Here is an 18,827-nt window from a genome sequence, read left to right on the forward strand (position 1 = left end):
GCTATGCACCATAAAGTAGGCCCCTAAATTGGGGCCTTATGATATTAGACGATATGCTGAATAGACTGATGTATTCGAGCAGGTAGCAGGGTTTTTAAGTACTGCTCTAAAGTATGTAGTGATTCTGTGCCGCGAATGCCCACGGCTTCATCTTGTTCTATAAAGCCTTGCTCTTTTAGACTAGTAACAAACGCACTGAGCACTTTTTTATCAAAAAACTCTGGGCTTTTGATACCGTGTAAAGTTCCTAGTCGGTCGGCAAGAAGTGCACTTTCTTTTTCAAGCTCGCTACGACTTAATCCTTGATGACGCTTAACGAGGTTAATCGTGATTGCATAGCGTTCAAGCGTTAAGTGGATCACTTTACCTAGCATTTCTAATTGTGCCAATGCGCTACCATCTTTGTTAACTGAGGCAAGGTGACCATCAAAGGTGATCAGATCCTTAGCCGCAAAGTATTCAAAAATGGACTCTATATATCCTGTCTTAAGGTCTGTTAAGAACCACTCTTTTGCAAACAAGGGATACAACAGCGCTACCTCTTTGCGGCACTCATCAACAGTCAAGCTGTAGCGATTGAAGAGCTGCTGAGCGATTAAGCTTGGTACGGCAAACAGGTGCAGAATATTGTTACGGTAATAATTAAGCAGAGCGCGTTCTTTTTCCTTAACACTAATGATGCTGCCAAAACTGTCTTCAATAATATCGAACTTATCAAGCTTAAGCGCATGATCGAGTAGGCCCTCAGGACTCGAATCTGGCACCGTCGCATTGTCGTGATAAGGTGCATGTCTGTGTAGTCCAAGATACAAATCGAGCTGTTGTAGCAGTTGTGATTTAGGCAATGCAAATTGCTCGTTACTCAGCAAAATTGTCGCAAGCAAATTAACTGAGTTCAGTGCTGCTGAGTTATTTATCTCAGTCATGATGACATCAGCGAGATCGGCAACTCGCTTGTTCAGCCAAGCTGGCTTTTGAGTTTCGGTGGGGTGGATAGAATCACGCCAATCTGGTTGATGTTCATTTAAAAATTGGTTGACTGATATCGGATCGCCAAAATTTAAATACCCTCTACCATAGTTTTTAAGGTTCTTAATCGCCTTAAAAATACCAAAGATAGACTCATTTTTCTTACTGTTGCCAGCCAGCTCTTTGAGGTAGGTGTTGATCTCCATAACATGTTCGTAGCCGAGATAAACGGGCACTAATGATATAGGTCTATCAATGCCGCGAAGCATAGATTGCAGTGTCATTGCCAGCATCCCCGTTTTTGGTGGTAGTAGACGACCTGTACGACTGCGGCCGCCTTCGGTATAAAACTTAACGGAATACCCTTTGATAAATAACTGACTTAAATATTCCTTGAATACCGCGGAATAGAGTTTGTTGCCCGAAAAAGAGCGGCGAATAAAGAAGGCACCACTACGACGGAAAATCGGGCCCGCAGGGAAAAAGTTGAGATTAACGCCAGCTGCGATATGCGGTGGTACTAAACCCTGATGGTAAATCACATAAGTTAGAAGCAAGTAATCCATATGGCTACGATGACATGGCACGTAAATGATCTCATGTCCTTTGTCCGCAAGTGCTTGTACTTTGTCTGAGTTATTAACTTCAATACCATTATAAAGCTTGTTCCACAGCCAAGTGAGGGCCCTGTCAGCTACGCGCACCATGGCGTCTGAATAGTTTGCGGCTATTTCGTCTAATAATCTAAGTGCTTGTAATCTTGCTTCTTCCTGACTTAGACCTTTTGCCTTTGCTTCTTCTGCAATGGCCTTTTTAATGCTTTGCGACGCTAAGATAGAATTAAATAGCTGCTCACGTGATGGTAATTTGGGGCCGGTAGCAGCCAACTTTTGACGACGGAAGTGCACGCGTGCAACGCGCAGCAGCTTATGTGGCAGCTCCTCAACGTCAGCTTTATCGTTTAACAATTGATTGAGTTCAATCGGGCGGGAAAATCGAACAAAGTTATCCCTGCCTGAAAACAAGATCACAAAGCATTTGCGTAGCCAGCTCGGTGTTAATGAGTTGGATAATAAGGTTCCCACACCAGGCTTTTCTTTACCTGGATTACGACCCCACAATATAGTGACTGGAATAACTTGCGCATCGGTATTGTCGCTATCTTTTAAGGCTTCAAAAATCGCTTTGCTATGTTCAAGCGCATCACTTGGTTTATGACTATTACCAAAGACACTTGGCGGAGTCTGGATCCCAACAAAACGATTGAGCTCTTTATTGCCAATTCGCGCTTTTTGAGACGGCCTTGGTAAACCAAGCTTTTTACACATAACGTCTAGCGCGACCATGTCTGATACCGAGTCGAGTCTCGCTACATAAAATGTGGGAATGCTGGGATCTAGCTCGTAATCCTCAATGGGATGCTCTGGCAATACTTTACTTTTAACAAAAAGCCAGTTGCTACAGCGAGCGATGGTTGTTAGCAAATAAGAAAAAATCTGCATGGGAATACCGAACAATTATCATTAACCATAGAATACCAAGATTTAACTGGACTGACCATTTTCAAAGGTGTCATCCATGTTTTCCTGCCGCAATATATCTATGGAAGATTAACAGAAGCAAATGCTTGAGTAGAGTGAATTTTACTCTAAGTGCTTTTTGTGAGTGAAATATTGTGTATGTTCAATGCGCTTTATCTGCGCGACAGCACCTACGGATCCGAGCGATAAAATTACTTTGTATTAGTTGTTGCATTTATCACCAATATCACTATAATATGCAGACTTTCTTGACCATAGTGTCTAGGAAAGTAAATGAAAGGTCTGGATTTCAGGCCCTATGAACAGGAACTCCAATTGTGAGTTCAACGGTAGAAATAAATTAACAACCGACTTCTCAGGAATAATTGAGTTAGTCTCGGTCGTTTTTTTATGCTCTTTTTAAATGCTCTTTTTATTTTGAGGTTTAAGAATGTCAAATCAACGCATTCGTATTCGCCTAAAAGCTTTTGACCACCGTTTGATTGACCAATCAACGGCGGAAATCGTGGAAACAGCGAAGCGCACTGGTGCACAGGTTCGTGGTCCAATCCCACTACCTACGCGCAAAGAACGTTTCACAGTATTGATCTCTCCGCACGTAAATAAAGACGCGCGTGATCAGTATGAAATCCGCACCCACAAACGTCTGATCGACATCGTAGAACCAACTGACAAGACTGTAGACGCTCTAATGCGCCTAGACCTTGCTGCTGGTGTTGATGTTCAAATCAGCCTGGGTTAATCGGAAGATTAGAGAGGTTTTAGGAAAATGGCATTAGGTCTAGTCGGTCGTAAAGTGGGTATGACACGTATCTTCACTGAAGATGGTGTATCTATCCCTGTGACAGTTATCGAAGCGACTCCTAACCGTGTTACGCAGATCAAATCTGACGCAACTGACGGTTATAACGCGCTTCAAGTTACTGCAGGCGAGAAAAAAGCAAGCCGTGTAAACAAACCAGCAGCGGGTCACTTCGCTAAAGCTGGCGTTGAAGCGGGTCGCGGCCTGTGGGAATTCCGTCTTAACGGCGGTGAAGGTGAATTTGAAGTAGGTTCAGAGCTAACTGTTGAACTTTTCACAGAAGTGAAAAAAGTAGACGTTACTGGTACTTCAAAAGGTAAAGGTTTCCAAGGTGGTGTTAAGCGCTGGAACTTCAGCATGCAAGACGCAACTCACGGTAACTCTCTATCTCACCGTGCTCCTGGTTCAATCGGTCAAAACCAGTCTCCTGGTAAAGTTTTCAAAGGTAAGAAAATGGCCGGTCAAATGGGTAATGTTCGTTCAACGACACAGAACCTTGAACTAGTACGTGTTGACGCAGAGCGTAACTTGCTTTTAGTTAAAGGTGCAGTACCTGGCGCTATCGGCGGTGACGTTATCGTTAAACCAGCTGTTAAAGCATAAGTCCTGGAGATTTAGTGATGGAATTAGCAATTAAAGGCGCTGGCGCGCTTGAAGTTTCCGAAGCTACTTTTGGACGTGAGTTTAACGAAGCATTAGTACACCAAGTAGTTGTTGCTTATGCAGCAGGTGCTCGTCAAGGTACTAAAGCTCAACTGACACGTTCTGAAGTACGCGGTGGTGGTAAGAAACCATTCCGCCAAAAAGGTACTGGCCGTGCACGTGCTGGTACAATCCGCAGCCCAATCTGGCGCAGCGGTGGTGTGAGCTTTGCAGCTAAGCCGCAAGATCACAGCCAAAAAGTTAACCGTAAAATGTATCGCGGTGCGATCAAGAGCATTCTTTCTGAGCTTGTTCGTCAAGATCGTCTAGTAGTTGTTGAAAACTTTGGTCTAGAAGCACCAAAGACTAAAGAACTAGTAGCTAAGCTTAAAGAACTTGAGCTTAAAGACGTACTAATCGTGACTGAAGAAGTAGATGAGAATCTATTCCTTTCTGCACGTAACCTGTACAAGGTTGACACGCGTGACGTAGCTGGCATCGACCCAGTAAGCCTAATCGCTTTCGATAAGGTTCTGATTACTGCTGCTGCTGTTAAGCAACTTGAGGAGGCGCTAGCATGATCCGTGAAGAACGTCTTTTAAAAGTAATCCTTGCTCCACACATCTCTGAGAAGAGCACTGTATCTGCTGAAGAAAACAACACTATCGTTTTCAAAGTAGCTAAAGATGCAAACAAAGCAGAAATCAAAGCTGCTATTGAAAAGCTTTTCGAAGTAGAAGTAACTGGTGTTCGCACTCTAAATGTTAAGGGTAAGACAAAGCGTACTGGTATGCGTTTTGGCCGTCGTAGCGATTGGAAAAAAGCATACGTTACTCTTAAAGAAGGTAGCGAGCTAGACTTTGTCGGCGGCGCCGAGTAATAAGGGGAGTTAGAATTATGGCACTTCAAAAGTGTAAACCAACTTCTGCGGGTCGTCGTCACGTCGTTAAAGTGGTTAACCCTGATCTACACAAGGGTAAGCCTTACGCTCCGCTATTAGAGAAAAACTCTAAATCAGGTGGTCGTAACAACAACGGTCGTATCACGGTTCGTCACATCGGTGGTGGTCATAAGCAGCACTACCGTGTAATCGACTTTACACGCACAAAAGATGGCATTCCAGCTAAAGTTGAGCGTCTAGAGTACGATCCAAACCGTAGCGCAAACATCGCTCTTGTATTATATGCAGACGGTGAGCGTCGTTACATTATTGCACCTAAGGGTCTTAAAGCAGGTGATGCAATCCAATCTGGTGTTGATGCACCAATCAAGGTTGGTAACACACTACCTATGCGTAATATCCCTGTAGGTTCTACTGTACACAACGTTGAACTTAAACCTGGCAAAGGTGCACAAATTGCACGTTCTGCTGGTGCTTACGTACAGATCCTTGCTCGTGAAGGTCAATACGTAACACTACGTCTTCGCTCTGGCGAAGTTCGTAAGGTTGAGTCTGATTGTCGTGCGACTCTTGGCGAAGTAGGTAACGCAGAACACATGCTACGTTCACTAGGTAAAGCTGGTGCAAATCGTTGGCGTGGTATCCGTCCTACAGTTCGTGGTGTTGCCATGAACCCGATTGACCACCCACACGGTGGTGGTGAAGGTCGTACTTCTGGTGGTCGTCACCCTGTATCTCCATGGGGCGTACCTACTAAAGGTTACAAGACTCGTAAGAACAAGCGTACTGATAAGTTTATCGTACGTCGTCGTACTAAATAATAGTTGAGGAATTGCCATGCCACGTTCTCTCAAGAAAGGTCCATTTATTGACCTACACTTGCTGAAGAAGGTAGAGAAAGCGTTGGAAAGCGGTGACAAGAAGCCAATTAAAACTTGGAGCCGTCGTTCAATGATCATACCTAACATGATCGGATTGACCATCGCTGTCCATAATGGTCGTCAGCACGTTCCTGTGTTCATCACAGACGAAATGATCGGTCACAAACTGGGTGAATTTGCACCTACACGTACTTACCGCGGTCACGCTGCGGATAAGAAAGCTAAGAAGCGTTAATCGGAGGGTATGATGGAAGCATTAGCTAAACACAAATTCGCCTCTGGTTCGGCGCAGAAAGCACGTCTAGTGGCAGATCAGATCCGTGGACTTCCGGTTGATCGCGCGCTAGAAATCCTGGCGTACAGCCCGAAGAAAGCGGCTGTATTAGTTAAGAAAGTACTTGAGTCTGCTATCGCGAACGCGGAGCACAACGAAGGTGCTGACATTGATGAGCTTAAAGTGGCTAAAGTATTTGTAGACGAAGGTCCTACAATGAAACGTATTATGCCACGTGCTAAAGGACGCGCAGACCGCATCCTTAAGCGTACAAGCCACATCACTGTTGTGGTATCGGATAGCTAGGAGATATAAGTAATGGGACAAAAAGTTCATCCTACTGGTATTCGCCTAGGTATCTCAAAGCCTTGGGTATCTACTTGGTACGCGAATACAAAAGATTTCTCTGAACAGCTTTTTGGCGATCACAAAGTACGTCAATACCTTACTAAGGAATTGAAAAGTGCTTCTGTAGCTAAGATCGTTATCGAGCGTCCAGCTAAATCAATCCGTGTAACAATTCACACAGCTCGTCCTGGTGTTGTTATCGGTAAAAAAGGTGAAGATGTTGAAAAGCTTCGCCAAGCTGTAACTAAGCTTGCTGGTGTACCTGCGCAAATCAACATCGCAGAAGTACGCAAGCCAGAGCTAGATGCACAATTAGTTGCTGACGGTATTTCTTCTCAGCTAGAGCGTCGTGTTATGTTCCGTCGTGCTATGAAGCGCGCAGTACAGAACGCAATGCGTCTAGGTGCTAAGGGTATCAAAGTTGAAGTAAGCGGCCGTCTAGGCGGTGCTGAAATCGCACGTTCTGAGTGGTACCGTGAAGGTCGTGTACCTCTACACACTCTACGTGCTGATATCGACTACGCAACTTCAGAAGCTTTGACCACTTACGGTATCATCGGTGTTAAGGTTTGGATCTTCAAAGGCGAAGTAATTGGTGGTCTTCCACTAGTTCAAGAGCAAGAGAAGCCAGCTAAACGTGCGCCGAAGAAAGCTAAAAAAAGTGCTAAGTAAGAGGTAGCGACTAATGTTACAGCCAAAACGTACAAAATTCCGTAAGGTACACAAAGGCCGCAACCGTGGTCTGGCTACCAGCGGTAACAAAGTTAGCTTCGGTTCTTTCGGCTTGAAAGCGACTGGCCGTGGCCGTATGACTGCTCGTCAAATCGAAGCAGCTCGTCGTGCTATGACACGTCACGTCAAGCGTCAAGGTAAAATCTGGATCCGTGTATTCCCAGATAAGCCAATTACAGAAAAACCGCTTGAAGTTCGTATGGGTAAAGGTAAAGGTTCTGTTGAATACTGGGTTGCTGAAATTCAGCCTGGTAAAGTTCTTTACGAAATGGAAGGTGTTTCTGAAGAGCTTGCTCGTGAAGCATTCAACCTTGCTTCTCGTAAACTACCATTCAAGACAACTTTCGTAACTCGGACGGTAATGTAATGAAAGCTAGCGAATTAAAAGACAAAAGCGTAGAAGAGCTAAATGCTGAACTTCTAGAGCTACTTCGTGAGCAGTTTAATCTGCGCATGCAAGCGAGCACTGGTCAGCTAGCTCAAACTCACGAACTGAGAAAAGTACGTCGCAACATTGCGCGTGTTAAAACGGTTATTAACCAGAAGGCAGGTGCATAATGAGCGATAAGATCCGTACTCTTCAAGGTCGTGTAGTAAGCGATAAAATGGACAAATCAATCGTTGTTGCTATCGAGCGTCAGGTTAAACACCCGATCTACGGTAAGTTCATCAAGCGTACAACTAAGTTGCACGCACACGATGAAAACAACACGGCACTAGCAGGTGACGTCGTGACTATTCGCGAATGTGCGCCAATCTCTAAGAAAAAATCTTGGACGCTAGTTGACGTGATTGAACGTCCTAAGAAAGCTTAATTTTAGTTTTTAACTAAATTAGACTTTTATAAAGCCCCGGCATCTGCTGGGGCTTTTGCGTTTATGGATAATTTTTATAAATAGCTATCGAGCGTCAGGTTAATACCAATTGTATTAGGTAAATGAGCAATTTGAAGCGGAGAAATAGCTTTAGTAGCTAGGCAAAAATTTTGCTATTTAGTTGTTCTAAATGAGAAATTTTTAACGACGCTAATATGGTATTTCACCCTTCAAATTGATTGGAGACTTAGTGCAATTGGTATAACCACCCGATCTACGGTACTCTTTATAGAAAGAAAGCATCAAGCGTACAACTAAGTTGCACGCACACGATGAAAACAACACGGCACTAGCAGGTGACGTCGTGACTATTCGCGAATGTGCGCCAATCTCTAAGAAAAAATCTTGGACGCTAGTTGACGTGATTGAACGTCCTAAGAAAGCTTAATTTTAGTTTTTAACTAAATTAGACTTTTATAAAGCCCCGGCATCAACTGGGGCTTTTGCGTTTATGGATGTATGTTTGAGCGCAACGAAGATGGTTGGTTATTACCTCTATATACTTATTTGTTCCAGAGTAGATAGCTTTATCGCAGTGCTGGACGTAATACGCTGCTCCTTATACAACAAGATAATCATAAATATGGAGCATTAAAGGTCGTTATTTTACTTTGTTCGATTTTTAATCGGTACATTTCTTTACTAAATCAAAAAACACGACAATGATTATTGTATTAAATACAAGTTAATAGTTTTGGCATCTATGAATGCTGATGGGCTTATCTATAAATACAATGTCAGGTGCTTTTATGCTTTCTAAGTTAAGGTTAAGCCAACAATTATCTACTTCATTTGGAGTAATGATTGTACTTATGGTTGCACTCTCTAGCGTCGCTTATATTGGATTGAATGGCGGTTATAGTAATTTTGTTGAGTATCGCTCTTTGGCAAGAGCGAGCAATCTAGCAAGTACATTGGAAGCTAACTTGCTCTCACTTAGGATCAATGTGCTGAATTATTTGAAGCAGCAATCAAAAGACGATATTGAACAATTTGAACAGAAAGTGAAGCTTTTACATGATGCATTAGCAGAAGCCAAGGAGGCTCTTAATCAAAAAGAAAGCAAGCAGCTTATTGAAAAAAGTGAAACAGCTTTGGTTACATATGAAACTGCTTTTAGGGAGATTATGGCACTTTATGGTCGTAGAAATACTGTGGTTCATGACGGGCTGGATAAAATAGGCCCTCAAATGCGCAAGAATATTTCGCAATTAATAGAATCTAGCATTGATATGGGTGACTTTGAAGGACTTGCGGCTGCTACACATATGCAGGAAAAGCTGCTGCTAGGAAGACTTTTCGTAACGAAATTCTTAGTGAGTAACCAGTTAAATGACTACAACAGAGCCATGGATGAACTAAAGCAAGAGAAGATGTTTCTAACTCAGTCTAAGTCTAGGTTTATGAATGAAAATGCAAAAAATTTACTGTTTGATATAGAACAATCAGGAGAACGCTACTTAGATGGAGTGAGAGAAGTACAAGATATTATCACAGAGAGAAATCGACTGATTACCGAAGTACTAAATATTAATGGTCAAAATATCGCAGAGCATTTGGCACGTGTGAAAGAATCGATCAAGGAAAGGCAGGATGAATTAGGTCCCATAGCTCAAAGTGAGAGTAGGAAGACAGTAACAATTATTATTGCAGTATCTGTTGTGGTGATTTTGTTAGGCTGCTTTTTAAGTTGGTATATCACACGACTAATCAAAGCCCCTATTGGTGGGGAGCCAAAAGAGATCGCGGAAGTGGCATCAAGGATTGCCAGAGGTGACCTCACTATACAATTTGACAGGGGGGAATCGGTGAGCGGTATTTATTTGGCAATGCGTGATATGGCTGACAAACTAAAAGCCATCATTGCAGAAATTCAAAGCTCCACACATGCATTGTCTTCCTCGTCAGAAACACTTAGTACTATCACTGCCCAGTCTAAACAAGGGGCGGACAACCAAATGGAGCAACTCAGTCATAGTGCAGTTTCGATGAATGAAATGGCTGCCACGATTGCTGAGATAACCCAAAGTGCCCAGCTCGCAGCAGATGCTGCGACTGATGCGGACTCTCAATCTAATTCAGGTGTTCAAGTTGTCGTTGCAACACAGCAAGCAATGGAAGGCCTAGTTGGTAAAATAGAAAATGTTAGCAAAACCATTGAGAATCTTGAACAAGAAACAGAATCGGTTGGTTCTATTTTGGATGTTATCAGGGGGATAGCGGAGCAAACTAATTTGTTGGCGCTCAACGCAGCGATTGAAGCCGCAAGAGCAGGCGAACAAGGACGAGGCTTTGCCGTAGTGGCTGACGAGGTGAGAAGCCTTGCGAGTCGCACCCAGAAGAGTACAGATGAAATTCAAGAGATGATCTCTAAATTGCAAAATGAAGCGAAGCGCTCCGTTGGCATGATGCGAGATAACGTTAAAGATGCTAAAGATACAGCAGACAAATCGGCGAAAACGGATGAAGTGTTACAAGCGATTTCTTCATCTGTGAGCACAATTAAAGATATGAATCTACAAATTGCCAGTGCTTCTGAGGAGCAAAACACGGTTACACAGCAGCTTTCGCAAAGTGTGACAGAAATCAGTGAAACTGCACAAGAGACTGCTACGGGAGCCGAGCGCGCGTCAGACGAAGCATTATCGCTGTTGTCTTTATCCCGCACACTCGATAAGTCGGTGAGCAGTTTTAGGTTATAAGTGATGATACTAAGCATTGGGGGATAGCACTAAAGTGTGCTGTTTTTTTACAGTACAGCCGTTATGCTAGAGCAAACAATAAAAAATCATCACAGTTATGTTTTCTATCGGGCTGATCAGTCTTATTGCGCTGCTGTATTTAGCGCTTTTATTTACCATTGCATGGGGCGCAGATAGGGCGAGTACTAAATTTAGATCTTATCGTGCCAAGCAAGTTACCTATGCCTTGTCACTAGGGGTGTATTGCACCTCTTGGGCGTTTTTTGGTACTACCGCGCAAGCGGCAAATAATGGCTGGTGGCTTGCACCAACTTATGTTGGCACGATTTTACTGTTTATATTTGGTTGGCAAGTCTACACACGAATTGCCGAAATATGCCGCCAGCAGCAGCTCACTTCCATGGCGGACTTTATTGCCACTCGTTACGGTAATTCTTCTAGTTTGTCTGGACTCATTTCTCTGATCTCTGTCATTGCGGTTGTGCCCTATATTGCACTTCAGCTTAATGCCACCAGCGCCAGTATCGGTATGCTAACAAGCGACACTCAGCGGGTGAGTGTCGCGTTTTGGCAGGATAGTACTTTTTACATCACCTTGCTGTTAGCCCTGTTTGCTATTTTGTTTGGCACACGTAGGCTGAGACCGAGTGAGCATAACCCGGGATTGATGACTGCCATCGCCTTTGAGTCATTAGTTAAGTTACTGGCGTTTATTGCCGTTGGTGTTTATGTCTGTTTTGTGCTCTTTGAATCGCCCACTCACTTATTTAACCAGGCAGCACAGCAGGGAATTACCAAGCAAATAGAGGCATCGGCTAGCCCAACCTATGTTTATTTAGTTCATGTTCTTTTAGGGGTATTAGCAACGCTGTGTTTGCCGAGGCAGTTTCATACCTCTTTTATTGAATATGATGAACAAAATCAATTTAAGACCGCACGCTGGTTGTTTCCAGTTTATTTGTTGCTGATTAATTTATTTATTTTGCCAATCGCCTATGCCGGGCTGGTGTATTTTAATGGTCAAGATGTTGGTTACGATACGTTTGTGCTTGCCCTACCACTGGGATCTGATGCACCTTTAGTCGCTTTGACAGCCTTTTTAGGTGGGTTCTCTGCGGCGACGAGTATGGTGATAGTCTCAGCCATCGTGCTATCTATTATGATCACCAATGACTTTATCAATCAATTTTTGTTACGCCGCTCGCAGTTAAATTCGAGCCATCGGGGTTTATCTAAGTTTAATCTGCTCAATGCTCGACGGGTGGTTATTGTTGGCATTTTATTACTGAGTTATGCCAGTCATCGCGTGCTTGCTGAGGGCAACACGTTGGCCAATATGGGACTGATGTCATTTGCCTTGGTTGCGCAGTTTGCGCCCGCGATGGTGGTTGGTTTATGGTGGCGTGGGGCTTCATGCTTAGGTGCGCAATTGGGGATCGTGACGGGTTTTGCTATTTGGTTTTACACGCTATTGTTACCGAGCCTCATTAGTGGCTTTAACTTCGAAAGTCACTGGTTGAGTGCGGGGCCTTTGAATATCACATGGTTAGCACCTTTAGACTTTTTGGGTCTGGGGTTAGACAATACGAGCCAGTCCGTCCTGATTTCTTTAAGTGCAAATTTGTTGGTTTATTTGCTGGTGCCGTTTATTTCATCCGCTCGTCTTGCTGAGCGCTTACAAAGCAATAAATTTGTAATGCCGTCCAAATCTGCACAGTCCGCTAACACGGTATTGAGTTTCCAGGATTTGGCAACATTACTGCAGCGCTTTAGCGAGCAAGCGCGTGCGCAGCAGCTTGTAGAGCTTCACTTCCCTAAGGAACCTGCAAACTGGAAACTGCCAGCGCCATTGCAAGTGGAAAATATGATCGAGCGGGAGATGTCGACGCTCGTTGGTGGGGCATCTGCGAAATTGATTTTAGATGTCGCCAAAGATGAAAAACGCCAGCCTTTAGAGCAAGTTGCAGAATTTGTCGATGAAGCGTCACAGGTGCTACGTTTTAATCGCGACTTACTGCAGTCGACGATAGAAAACGTCAGTCAGGGGATAAGTGTAGTAGATAGCCAACTGCAATTGGTCGCTTGGAACCAGCGCTACGCAGAAATGTTTAATTATCCAGACAATGCGCTGTTTATTGGGCGTCCTGTGGCTGAGCTTATTCGTTACAATGCGCAGCGCGGACTATTTGGTGATGCTGATGTCGAGCAGCAAGTAGAGAAGCGTTTATCACATTTACGACGAGGCAATGCGTATCGCTACCGCCGCGAGCATCACGATGGTCGAGTGTTTGAAATGCAAGGTAACCCATTGCCTGGAGGTGGATTTGTAACGACCTATACGGATATCACCGAGTTTGTAAAACAACAATCCTTACTAGAGCAAGTTAATGTAAACCTAGAAGAAACGGTCGCGGCAAGGACCAAAGAGTTGATAGATGCCAACCGTGCTTTATCTTCTGCTAAACGCCAAGCGGAGCACGCAACGGAGAGTAAGACCCGTTTTTTCGCCGCAGCGAGTCATGATCTGTTACAGCCATTTAACGCAGCGAGCCTGTTTTGTTCATTGATGAGTGAAAAGGCTCAAGGGACCGACTTAGCTGAGCTTTCGCAAAGCATCAAAAGTTCATTGGCAAGTGCTGAAGAACTGTTGTCGAGCATTCTTGAGCTCACAAAGTTAGAGGCTGGGGCGTTTAAGGTTAATCGCTCGCGCTTTGCATTGTCGTCACTGCTGGAACCATTGGAAAATGAATATGGGGCGGTAGCGAAAGACAAAGGATTAGCGTTTATTGTGCAGGTTTGTGATGTCATGCTCTACACCGATAAAGCACTGCTAAAAAGGGTATTGGGAAACTTACTGAGTAACGCTATCCGTTACACTGAGTCTGGTACGGTAAGGCTTATTGCTGAATGTCAGGGGGAGAGTGTTTCTATCATTGTTGAAGACACAGGCGTGGGCATTGCAAAGCAAGATCAGGACGCCATATTTCAAGAGTTCAAACAGCTTCACAGTAAAGAGCTAGCGCAGGGGTTAGGACTTGGACTTGCGATCAGCAAACGAATTTGCGAAGTGTTGGAAATTCCCATCACCCTTGGCTCACAACTTAATAAAGGCACACAATTTACCTTAACACTGCCAAGTTTTGGAATGCAGACGGATCAAAAGACCGAAGTAACCGCTGACAAACCCAGCGGTGATACACAATTATCGGGGCTATCTATTTGGTTGCTAGATAATGATGCCAACGCACTTAATGCATTATCTCAAGTATTATTAAGTTGGGGGTGTCAAGTAGCTGTGGCGCGAGATGAAGCAGAGCTTAGCGCGCTGCAAGCAACGAGTCGTGCAGATATGCTGATCGCGGATTATCAGCTTGATCATGGAATCACTGGACTTGAGGTAATAGCAGCGCTTGCGCTTGATGATATGCCAATCATTATTAACACAGCTAACCATGACGAGGCCATCCGAGAGCGAGTGAGTGATGCAGGGATCCCATTACTCTATAAACCACTTAAAACGCCTGCCCTAAAGCGCATGATTAAGCGACTAATCTAGTTGTTTATGTGCTCGCTTCATCGTCGAGATGCACATCCGTAGCCAGCTGATTAAAGAGGATCCCAGCTTGGGTGCGGTTATACACATTGAGCTTTTTTAAAATAGCTGAAACATGCTGTTTGATGGTGGTCTCTTGAATCGACATTGCATACGCAATCTGCTTATTCAAAAGGCCGTCGGCAATCATGGTTAATACTCGATATTGCTGGGGAGTTAGCTTTTCTAAATTACGCGCAAATTGCGCTTGTTCGCTGTCATTTTCAGGCGCGATATCCACGATTTCGGGTAACCAAGTTTCTCCTTCAATAACGAGCTTGATGGCATCACTGATCACCTCTAGTGAGGAAGACTTGGGAATATAAGCGCTTGCCCCGAGGGCAATGCATTGGCTAATAATGGCTGCCGATTCGTTGGCTGAAACCATGATCACTAATATGTCTGGATACTGATTTCTTAACCGGGCAAGACCTTCGAGACCTTTCGCGCCAGGAATAGATAAGTCCAAAAATACTAGCTCTGTTTCAGGATGCGCGAGCAACATCTCGAATAAGCTGTCTAAGGTACTGGCTTCTTTGATAGGGTCATGACCAATCGCTTGTGCAGCGGCTTGTTTGAGTGCGCTGCGAAATAATGGGTGGTCATCAGCGATAATTGCTTGCACCTGAGGCATCCTTAACTAACTCCTAGTATCCGTTGTTATAGGGTATTTCCAAAACTACATCAAGTGATTGAGATAGCGAGGCTCCCTTGCAGCCTCGCTTTCGGTGCTAAAAACGATAACCCACGGTAAGCGAAACGGTTCTTGGGTCGCCAAAGTAGCCTATCAAAGTATTATCACCACCAAGCCCCGGCGTGTACTTACTCACATTACTCGGATCGCTCGGGTCTGGTGTCACGAACTGATAGCCTCCTATCATATATTCTTTATCGGTCAGGTTTTTCCCATGAAGACCAACACGCCAATTGCCGTCTGTGCTATACCAATTAATACTCAGGTTGACTAAACCATAGCTATCCTGCGTCAGTAGGCTATCTTCCTCAAATAAGACATAATCACCACGATGGTAGTAGCTGGCATTGAATACCCAATCGCCAATATCACTGTAGAGTTTGTATGTCGCCCCAAGGTTAAAAGTTAAATCAGGGGTGTTAGAAATACTAAAGCGGTCTGATTTGTCAAATGTCGCGCCTGTGTCTGGGTTAGTGTCGAGTACCTCTTCGAAGTCGCTGTCTATATATCCTATTGCGGCGTCAAAACTCAGCGCCTCTGTAGCGACATAGCTCAGCTCGGCTTCAATACCATTTGCTGTAGACTTACCAATGTTGCCAAGTCGTTGGTTTAGATCGGCAGAAGTTGCACCGGGCAATACGGAAATATATTGGCGGTCTTTGTGATCTAACGTGAATAGCGTGATATTGGCTCTTAGATTATCGTTCCACTCGCTTTTCATTCCGATTTCGAATGAATCTACGATTTCAGGGTCTGCAGCAGGCTCTGCGGTGCTGGCTCTGGGGTTGAAGGTGCCGGATTTAAACCCTTGAGCATAGCTGGCAAAGAACATAATATCGCGGTTGTATTGGTATTCCACTCCCACTCTTGGTGTAAACCGTGACCAATCTTCTTCATCATCAAGCACTGACGGTACGAGTTCACCAGCAGGGCGTGTATAACCTGGGATCCAATTTGATTCGGGATACACGACATCAAAGACCAAACCATTGCTGACTTGTGCCTCTTTGCTGTCTTTAGTATAACGAGCGCCCAATGTGAGCGACCACTGCGCTGCTAAATCAATGGTGCCTTGAATGTACGCGGCTTTACTATTTGAGTTGTTACAACCACTGACTTCTCGCGTAAGACCGGGAGCGCCCAAGCTTTGTCCTAACACTTCCAAAATTGCTTGGAATTGACCGCATGATTCGCCATCGTAATAATATAGACCTGAGACAAATTTATAGCCGTTACCTGCATGGCTTAGCTGTATCTCATGCGTGGTTTGCTCGTCATCATAAATGGCGGGTACATCAAAGATCCGTAATGGCGTATTATCAAAGTCGATATTGGTCGGGGAGTAACTATCTCGGCTAGCACCGATGTATTTTATCGTGGTGGCGTCAGAAAGATCCCAGCGAGCGGTCAAACTATATCCCTCAAGCTCGACTTTATTCCAAGTTGGCATACTGGTGTAAGAATCAAATACGCTGTCGGGCACGGGGGCGTCAGTCAGTAAGCTCGGCAACAAGCGATAACCCCCTTTAGAGTTGGAGTCATCGTCGGTTTTATCCCATGCTAACCGGAAGAACAAATCGTCGCTTGGACGATATTCCAAAGTTAACCGCGCAGCTTGAATTTCTTTATTGTAGTTTTCCTTGTCTTGGCCGGGTAGCGTTGAAACCTTGAACTCGCCAAAACCATCTCGATTCAAAGTAGCAAAGCCATAACCTAGATAGAGCGTGTCTTCCACGAGCGGCAATTGACCTGTGATCTTAAGATCGCGTTGATTATAACTACCAACCGTTCCCTCCACGTTAAATGTCGCATCGCCAGACATTTCCTTAGTGACATATTTTATTGCACCACCAATGGTGTTTTTGCCATATAGCGTTCCTTGCGGTCCACGTAGTACTTCAATCTGTTGTACATCAAGGAGGTCGAGTACGGCCCCTTGCGGCCTTGCTAAATAAATGTCATCGACGTAAATGCCGACACCAGGTTCATAACCCCATAATGGGTCTTGTTGCCCGACACCACGAATAAAGGCAGTGAGGGTAGAGTTAGTGCCTCGGCTAGCTTGAAGTGTGGTATTGGGTGAAAACTGCTGGACTTCAGAGAGTATCGAAATGCCATTTTCGAGTAGATCGGTTTCACCGATAGAAGTCACTGCAACTGGAACGGTTTGAAGGTTTTCTACCGTCTTACGCGCCGTGACTTCAATGCGTTCTAGCTTGCCTTCTGATTGTGTTGCTTGTTCTGCTGCCGCTGGGCTGACTTGAGTTGCGAGTGTAATAGCCAACGCGATAGCTGAATATCTAGGTTGGTAAATGTTCATCCTGTGGTCCCTATTATTGTCATTTTGGGTGCTTGTTGTCACACCAAAGCATAGGGGAGTTGTAAAGTTTTTCTATTAGTACCTTAGTACTAATGCCTTGATACGCTAGGATTAACACGGGGTGTAGGGCTTCTATAACCTTAGTACTATGGTTTTTATTGCGCCTGCACGCCACACTGATATTCATCAACAGTATGCCCAACACATCAACTTATAACGGGCATTAATAACAATAAAAGGAAGCCCTTATGCTCAGTATGCTTGGACTGGCAGGAGGACTTGGCCTGCTTATTTGGCTAACTCTCCGTGGCGTAAACTTGTTTATCGCAGCTCCACTTTGCGCTTTATTGGTCGCATTAACGAGTGGCGTTGCGCTATTTCCCACAGAAGCTGTAGAAAGCAGCTTTCTTACACTTTATATGGATGGCTTTGCTGGCTTTTTGAGTGCTTGGTTTTTCATGTTCTTGCTTGGCTCTTTGTTCGGTAAGTTCATGGAAGACAGCGGTGCTGCCGACAGCGTGGCACGCTATATTGTCGACAAGTTAGGTATGAAACATGCAGTATTAGCGGTGGTGATTGCCTGTGCTGTGTTAACGTATGGTGGTGTCAGTGTTTTTATTGTCGCTTTCTCTGTCTATCCTATGGCGCTTAGCTTATTTAAAGATGCCAATTTACCAAGGCGCTTTATTCCCGCAACTCTGGCCTTCGGCTCAGTCACCTTTACCATGACTTCGGCAGGCTCCCCTGAAATTCAAAACTGGATCCCAATAAAATATTTAGGCACTTCGCCTTATGCGGCTTGGGAAGTCAGTCTAGTGGTCGCCACGTTTATGGCTATTACGGGCTATTGGTGGTTGAAAAAGATGATAGCCAAAGCGGTGGCAAATGGTGAGCACTTTGAGGCGAAAGACGACGACCCTGAAATTCATGAACGTAACTATCCTCATCCAATCACTGGCGTACTACCTCTAATCGTGGTGTTGATTTTATCTTTTACACTTCATGATGTGCTGCAGCAAAGTGCACTTATTGTAGCTCTACTTGGCGGTGTACTCAGTATTGTTGCGATTAACTTTAAGCATTTTCACAACATGGGGGCCGCGATTAACTTAGGTACAACAGGTGCGTTAGTTGCTATCGGTAATACCAGTGCAGTAGTGGGTTTTGGTGCGGTAGCAAAAAACACCGAGGCATTTCAATTAGCGGTCGATATGATGACACAGATGCCGGGTAATGAGCTACTTGGCGCCGCTGTGGCGGTAAGTGTAATAGCCGGTTTAACTGGTTCGGCATCCGGTGGGCAAGCCATTGCGTTACCTTTAGTGGCACCGCACTACATTGATGCGGGTGTCAATCCAGAACAATTACATCGTGTTGTCGCTATTAGCTCAGGTGCTTTGGATACCTTACCGCACAACGGTTATGTGGTCACAACCATTCGTGCCATCTGTAAAGAAACACATCAACGAGCATATTGGTCCATGGCTGCGTTGACTGCGGTCGTGCCGCTGGTGGGCGTTGCCCTCGCATTAACCCTATTCATCTTATTTTAAC

At 44.6% G+C, this 18,827-nt stretch carries 17 protein-coding genes and 1 pseudogene; 15 read left to right on the plus strand and 3 right to left on the minus strand.

Features of this window, described 5'->3' with window-relative positions:
* Window positions 1-44: 44 nt before the first annotated feature.
* Window positions 45-2,471, minus strand: coding sequence for a glycerol-3-phosphate 1-O-acyltransferase PlsB (plsB, locus tag ABMY45_RS18725; protein ID WP_349289329.1), 2,427 nt, complete (start codon window positions 2,469-2,471; stop codon window positions 45-47).
* A gap of 469 nt (window positions 2,472-2,940) precedes the next feature.
* Between plsB and rpsJ the strand changes: the two genes are divergently transcribed.
* The 14 genes and pseudogenes from rpsJ to ABMY45_RS18795 all read left to right on the plus strand — a co-directional run bounded on the left by rpsJ (window position 2,941) and on the right by ABMY45_RS18795 (window position 14,223).
* Entirely contained in the window at window positions 2,941-3,252 is a 312-nt protein-coding gene (gene rpsJ / locus ABMY45_RS18730; protein WP_010376390.1) for a 30S ribosomal protein S10, read from the plus strand.
* A 27-nt stretch (window positions 3,253-3,279) separates the two neighbouring features.
* Window positions 3,280-3,915, plus strand: a complete 636-nt coding sequence (gene rplC / locus ABMY45_RS18735) for a 50S ribosomal protein L3 (protein ID WP_010376387.1) — start codon at window positions 3,280-3,282, stop codon at window positions 3,913-3,915.
* 17 nt (window positions 3,916-3,932) lie between these two features.
* The gene (gene rplD / locus ABMY45_RS18740) at window positions 3,933-4,535 is read left to right on the plus strand and encodes a 50S ribosomal protein L4 (RefSeq protein WP_088529602.1); all 603 of its coding nucleotides are present in this window, start codon (window positions 3,933-3,935) and stop codon (window positions 4,533-4,535) included.
* Entirely contained in the window at window positions 4,532-4,834 is a 303-nt protein-coding gene (gene rplW / locus ABMY45_RS18745) for a 50S ribosomal protein L23 (RefSeq protein ID WP_095728987.1), read from the plus strand. The genes rplD and rplW overlap by 4 nt, the downstream gene beginning before the upstream one ends.
* 17 nt (window positions 4,835-4,851) lie before the next feature.
* Entirely contained in the window at window positions 4,852-5,676 is an 825-nt protein-coding gene (gene rplB / locus ABMY45_RS18750) for a 50S ribosomal protein L2 (RefSeq protein ID WP_010607737.1), read from the plus strand.
* A gap of 16 nt (window positions 5,677-5,692) precedes the next feature.
* Window positions 5,693-5,971 (plus strand): 30S ribosomal protein S19, encoded by a 279-nt coding sequence (gene rpsS / locus ABMY45_RS18755; protein ID WP_010376377.1) that lies wholly within the window; start codon window positions 5,693-5,695, stop codon window positions 5,969-5,971.
* Window positions 5,972-5,983: 12 nt separating this feature from the next.
* Window positions 5,984-6,316 (plus strand): 50S ribosomal protein L22, encoded by a 333-nt coding sequence (gene rplV / locus ABMY45_RS18760; RefSeq protein WP_010376375.1) that lies wholly within the window; start codon window positions 5,984-5,986, stop codon window positions 6,314-6,316.
* A 12-nt stretch (window positions 6,317-6,328) separates the two neighbouring features.
* Complete coding sequence (rpsC, locus tag ABMY45_RS18765) at window positions 6,329-7,030, plus strand: 30S ribosomal protein S3 (protein WP_010376374.1); 702 nt, start codon at window positions 6,329-6,331, stop codon at window positions 7,028-7,030.
* Window positions 7,031-7,043: 13 nt separating this feature from the next.
* On the plus strand, window positions 7,044-7,457 hold the full coding sequence (gene rplP, locus ABMY45_RS18770) for a 50S ribosomal protein L16 (RefSeq protein WP_095728988.1): 414 nt from the start codon (window positions 7,044-7,046) through the stop codon (window positions 7,455-7,457).
* A complete protein-coding gene (rpmC, locus tag ABMY45_RS18775) occupies window positions 7,457-7,648 on the plus strand; it encodes a 50S ribosomal protein L29 (RefSeq protein ID WP_058031280.1) in 192 nt (63 codons plus the stop codon). Before rplP ends, rpmC begins: the two co-directional genes overlap by 1 nt.
* Window positions 7,648-7,905, plus strand: coding sequence for a 30S ribosomal protein S17 (gene rpsQ, locus ABMY45_RS18780; RefSeq protein ID WP_023398452.1), 258 nt, complete (start codon window positions 7,648-7,650; stop codon window positions 7,903-7,905). Before rpmC ends, rpsQ begins: the two co-directional genes overlap by 1 nt.
* Before the next feature lie 274 nt (window positions 7,906-8,179).
* Window positions 8,180-8,353, plus strand: a pseudogene (locus ABMY45_RS18785) (30S ribosomal protein S17); the annotation flags it as partial.
* A gap of 361 nt (window positions 8,354-8,714) precedes the next feature.
* A complete protein-coding gene (locus ABMY45_RS18790; RefSeq protein ID WP_349289330.1) occupies window positions 8,715-10,667 on the plus strand; it encodes a methyl-accepting chemotaxis protein in 1,953 nt (650 codons plus the stop codon).
* A gap of 97 nt (window positions 10,668-10,764) precedes the next feature.
* Window positions 10,765-14,223: a PAS-domain containing protein gene (locus ABMY45_RS18795; protein WP_349289331.1), complete on the plus strand. Its 3,459-nt coding sequence runs from the start codon at window positions 10,765-10,767 to the stop codon at window positions 14,221-14,223.
* Window positions 14,224-14,227: 4 nt separating this feature from the next.
* Here the strand turns inward: ABMY45_RS18795 and ABMY45_RS18800 are convergent, their stop codons facing one another.
* Window positions 14,228-14,893 (minus strand): response regulator transcription factor, encoded by a 666-nt coding sequence (locus ABMY45_RS18800; RefSeq protein ID WP_102055898.1) that lies wholly within the window; start codon window positions 14,891-14,893, stop codon window positions 14,228-14,230.
* A gap of 97 nt (window positions 14,894-14,990) precedes the next feature.
* Window positions 14,991-17,273: a TonB-dependent receptor gene (locus ABMY45_RS18805; RefSeq protein WP_349289332.1), complete on the minus strand. Its 2,283-nt coding sequence runs from the start codon at window positions 17,271-17,273 to the stop codon at window positions 14,991-14,993.
* A gap of 248 nt (window positions 17,274-17,521) precedes the next feature.
* Between ABMY45_RS18805 and ABMY45_RS18810 the strand changes: the two genes are divergently transcribed.
* Window positions 17,522-18,826, plus strand: coding sequence for an SLC13 family permease (locus ABMY45_RS18810; protein WP_138580435.1), 1,305 nt, complete (start codon window positions 17,522-17,524; stop codon window positions 18,824-18,826).
* Window position 18,827: the final 1 nt, after the last annotated feature.

Source organism: Pseudoalteromonas sp. XMcav11-Q (genome assembly GCF_040104525.1).
Classification (GTDB): Bacteria; Pseudomonadota; Gammaproteobacteria; order Enterobacterales; family Alteromonadaceae; genus Pseudoalteromonas.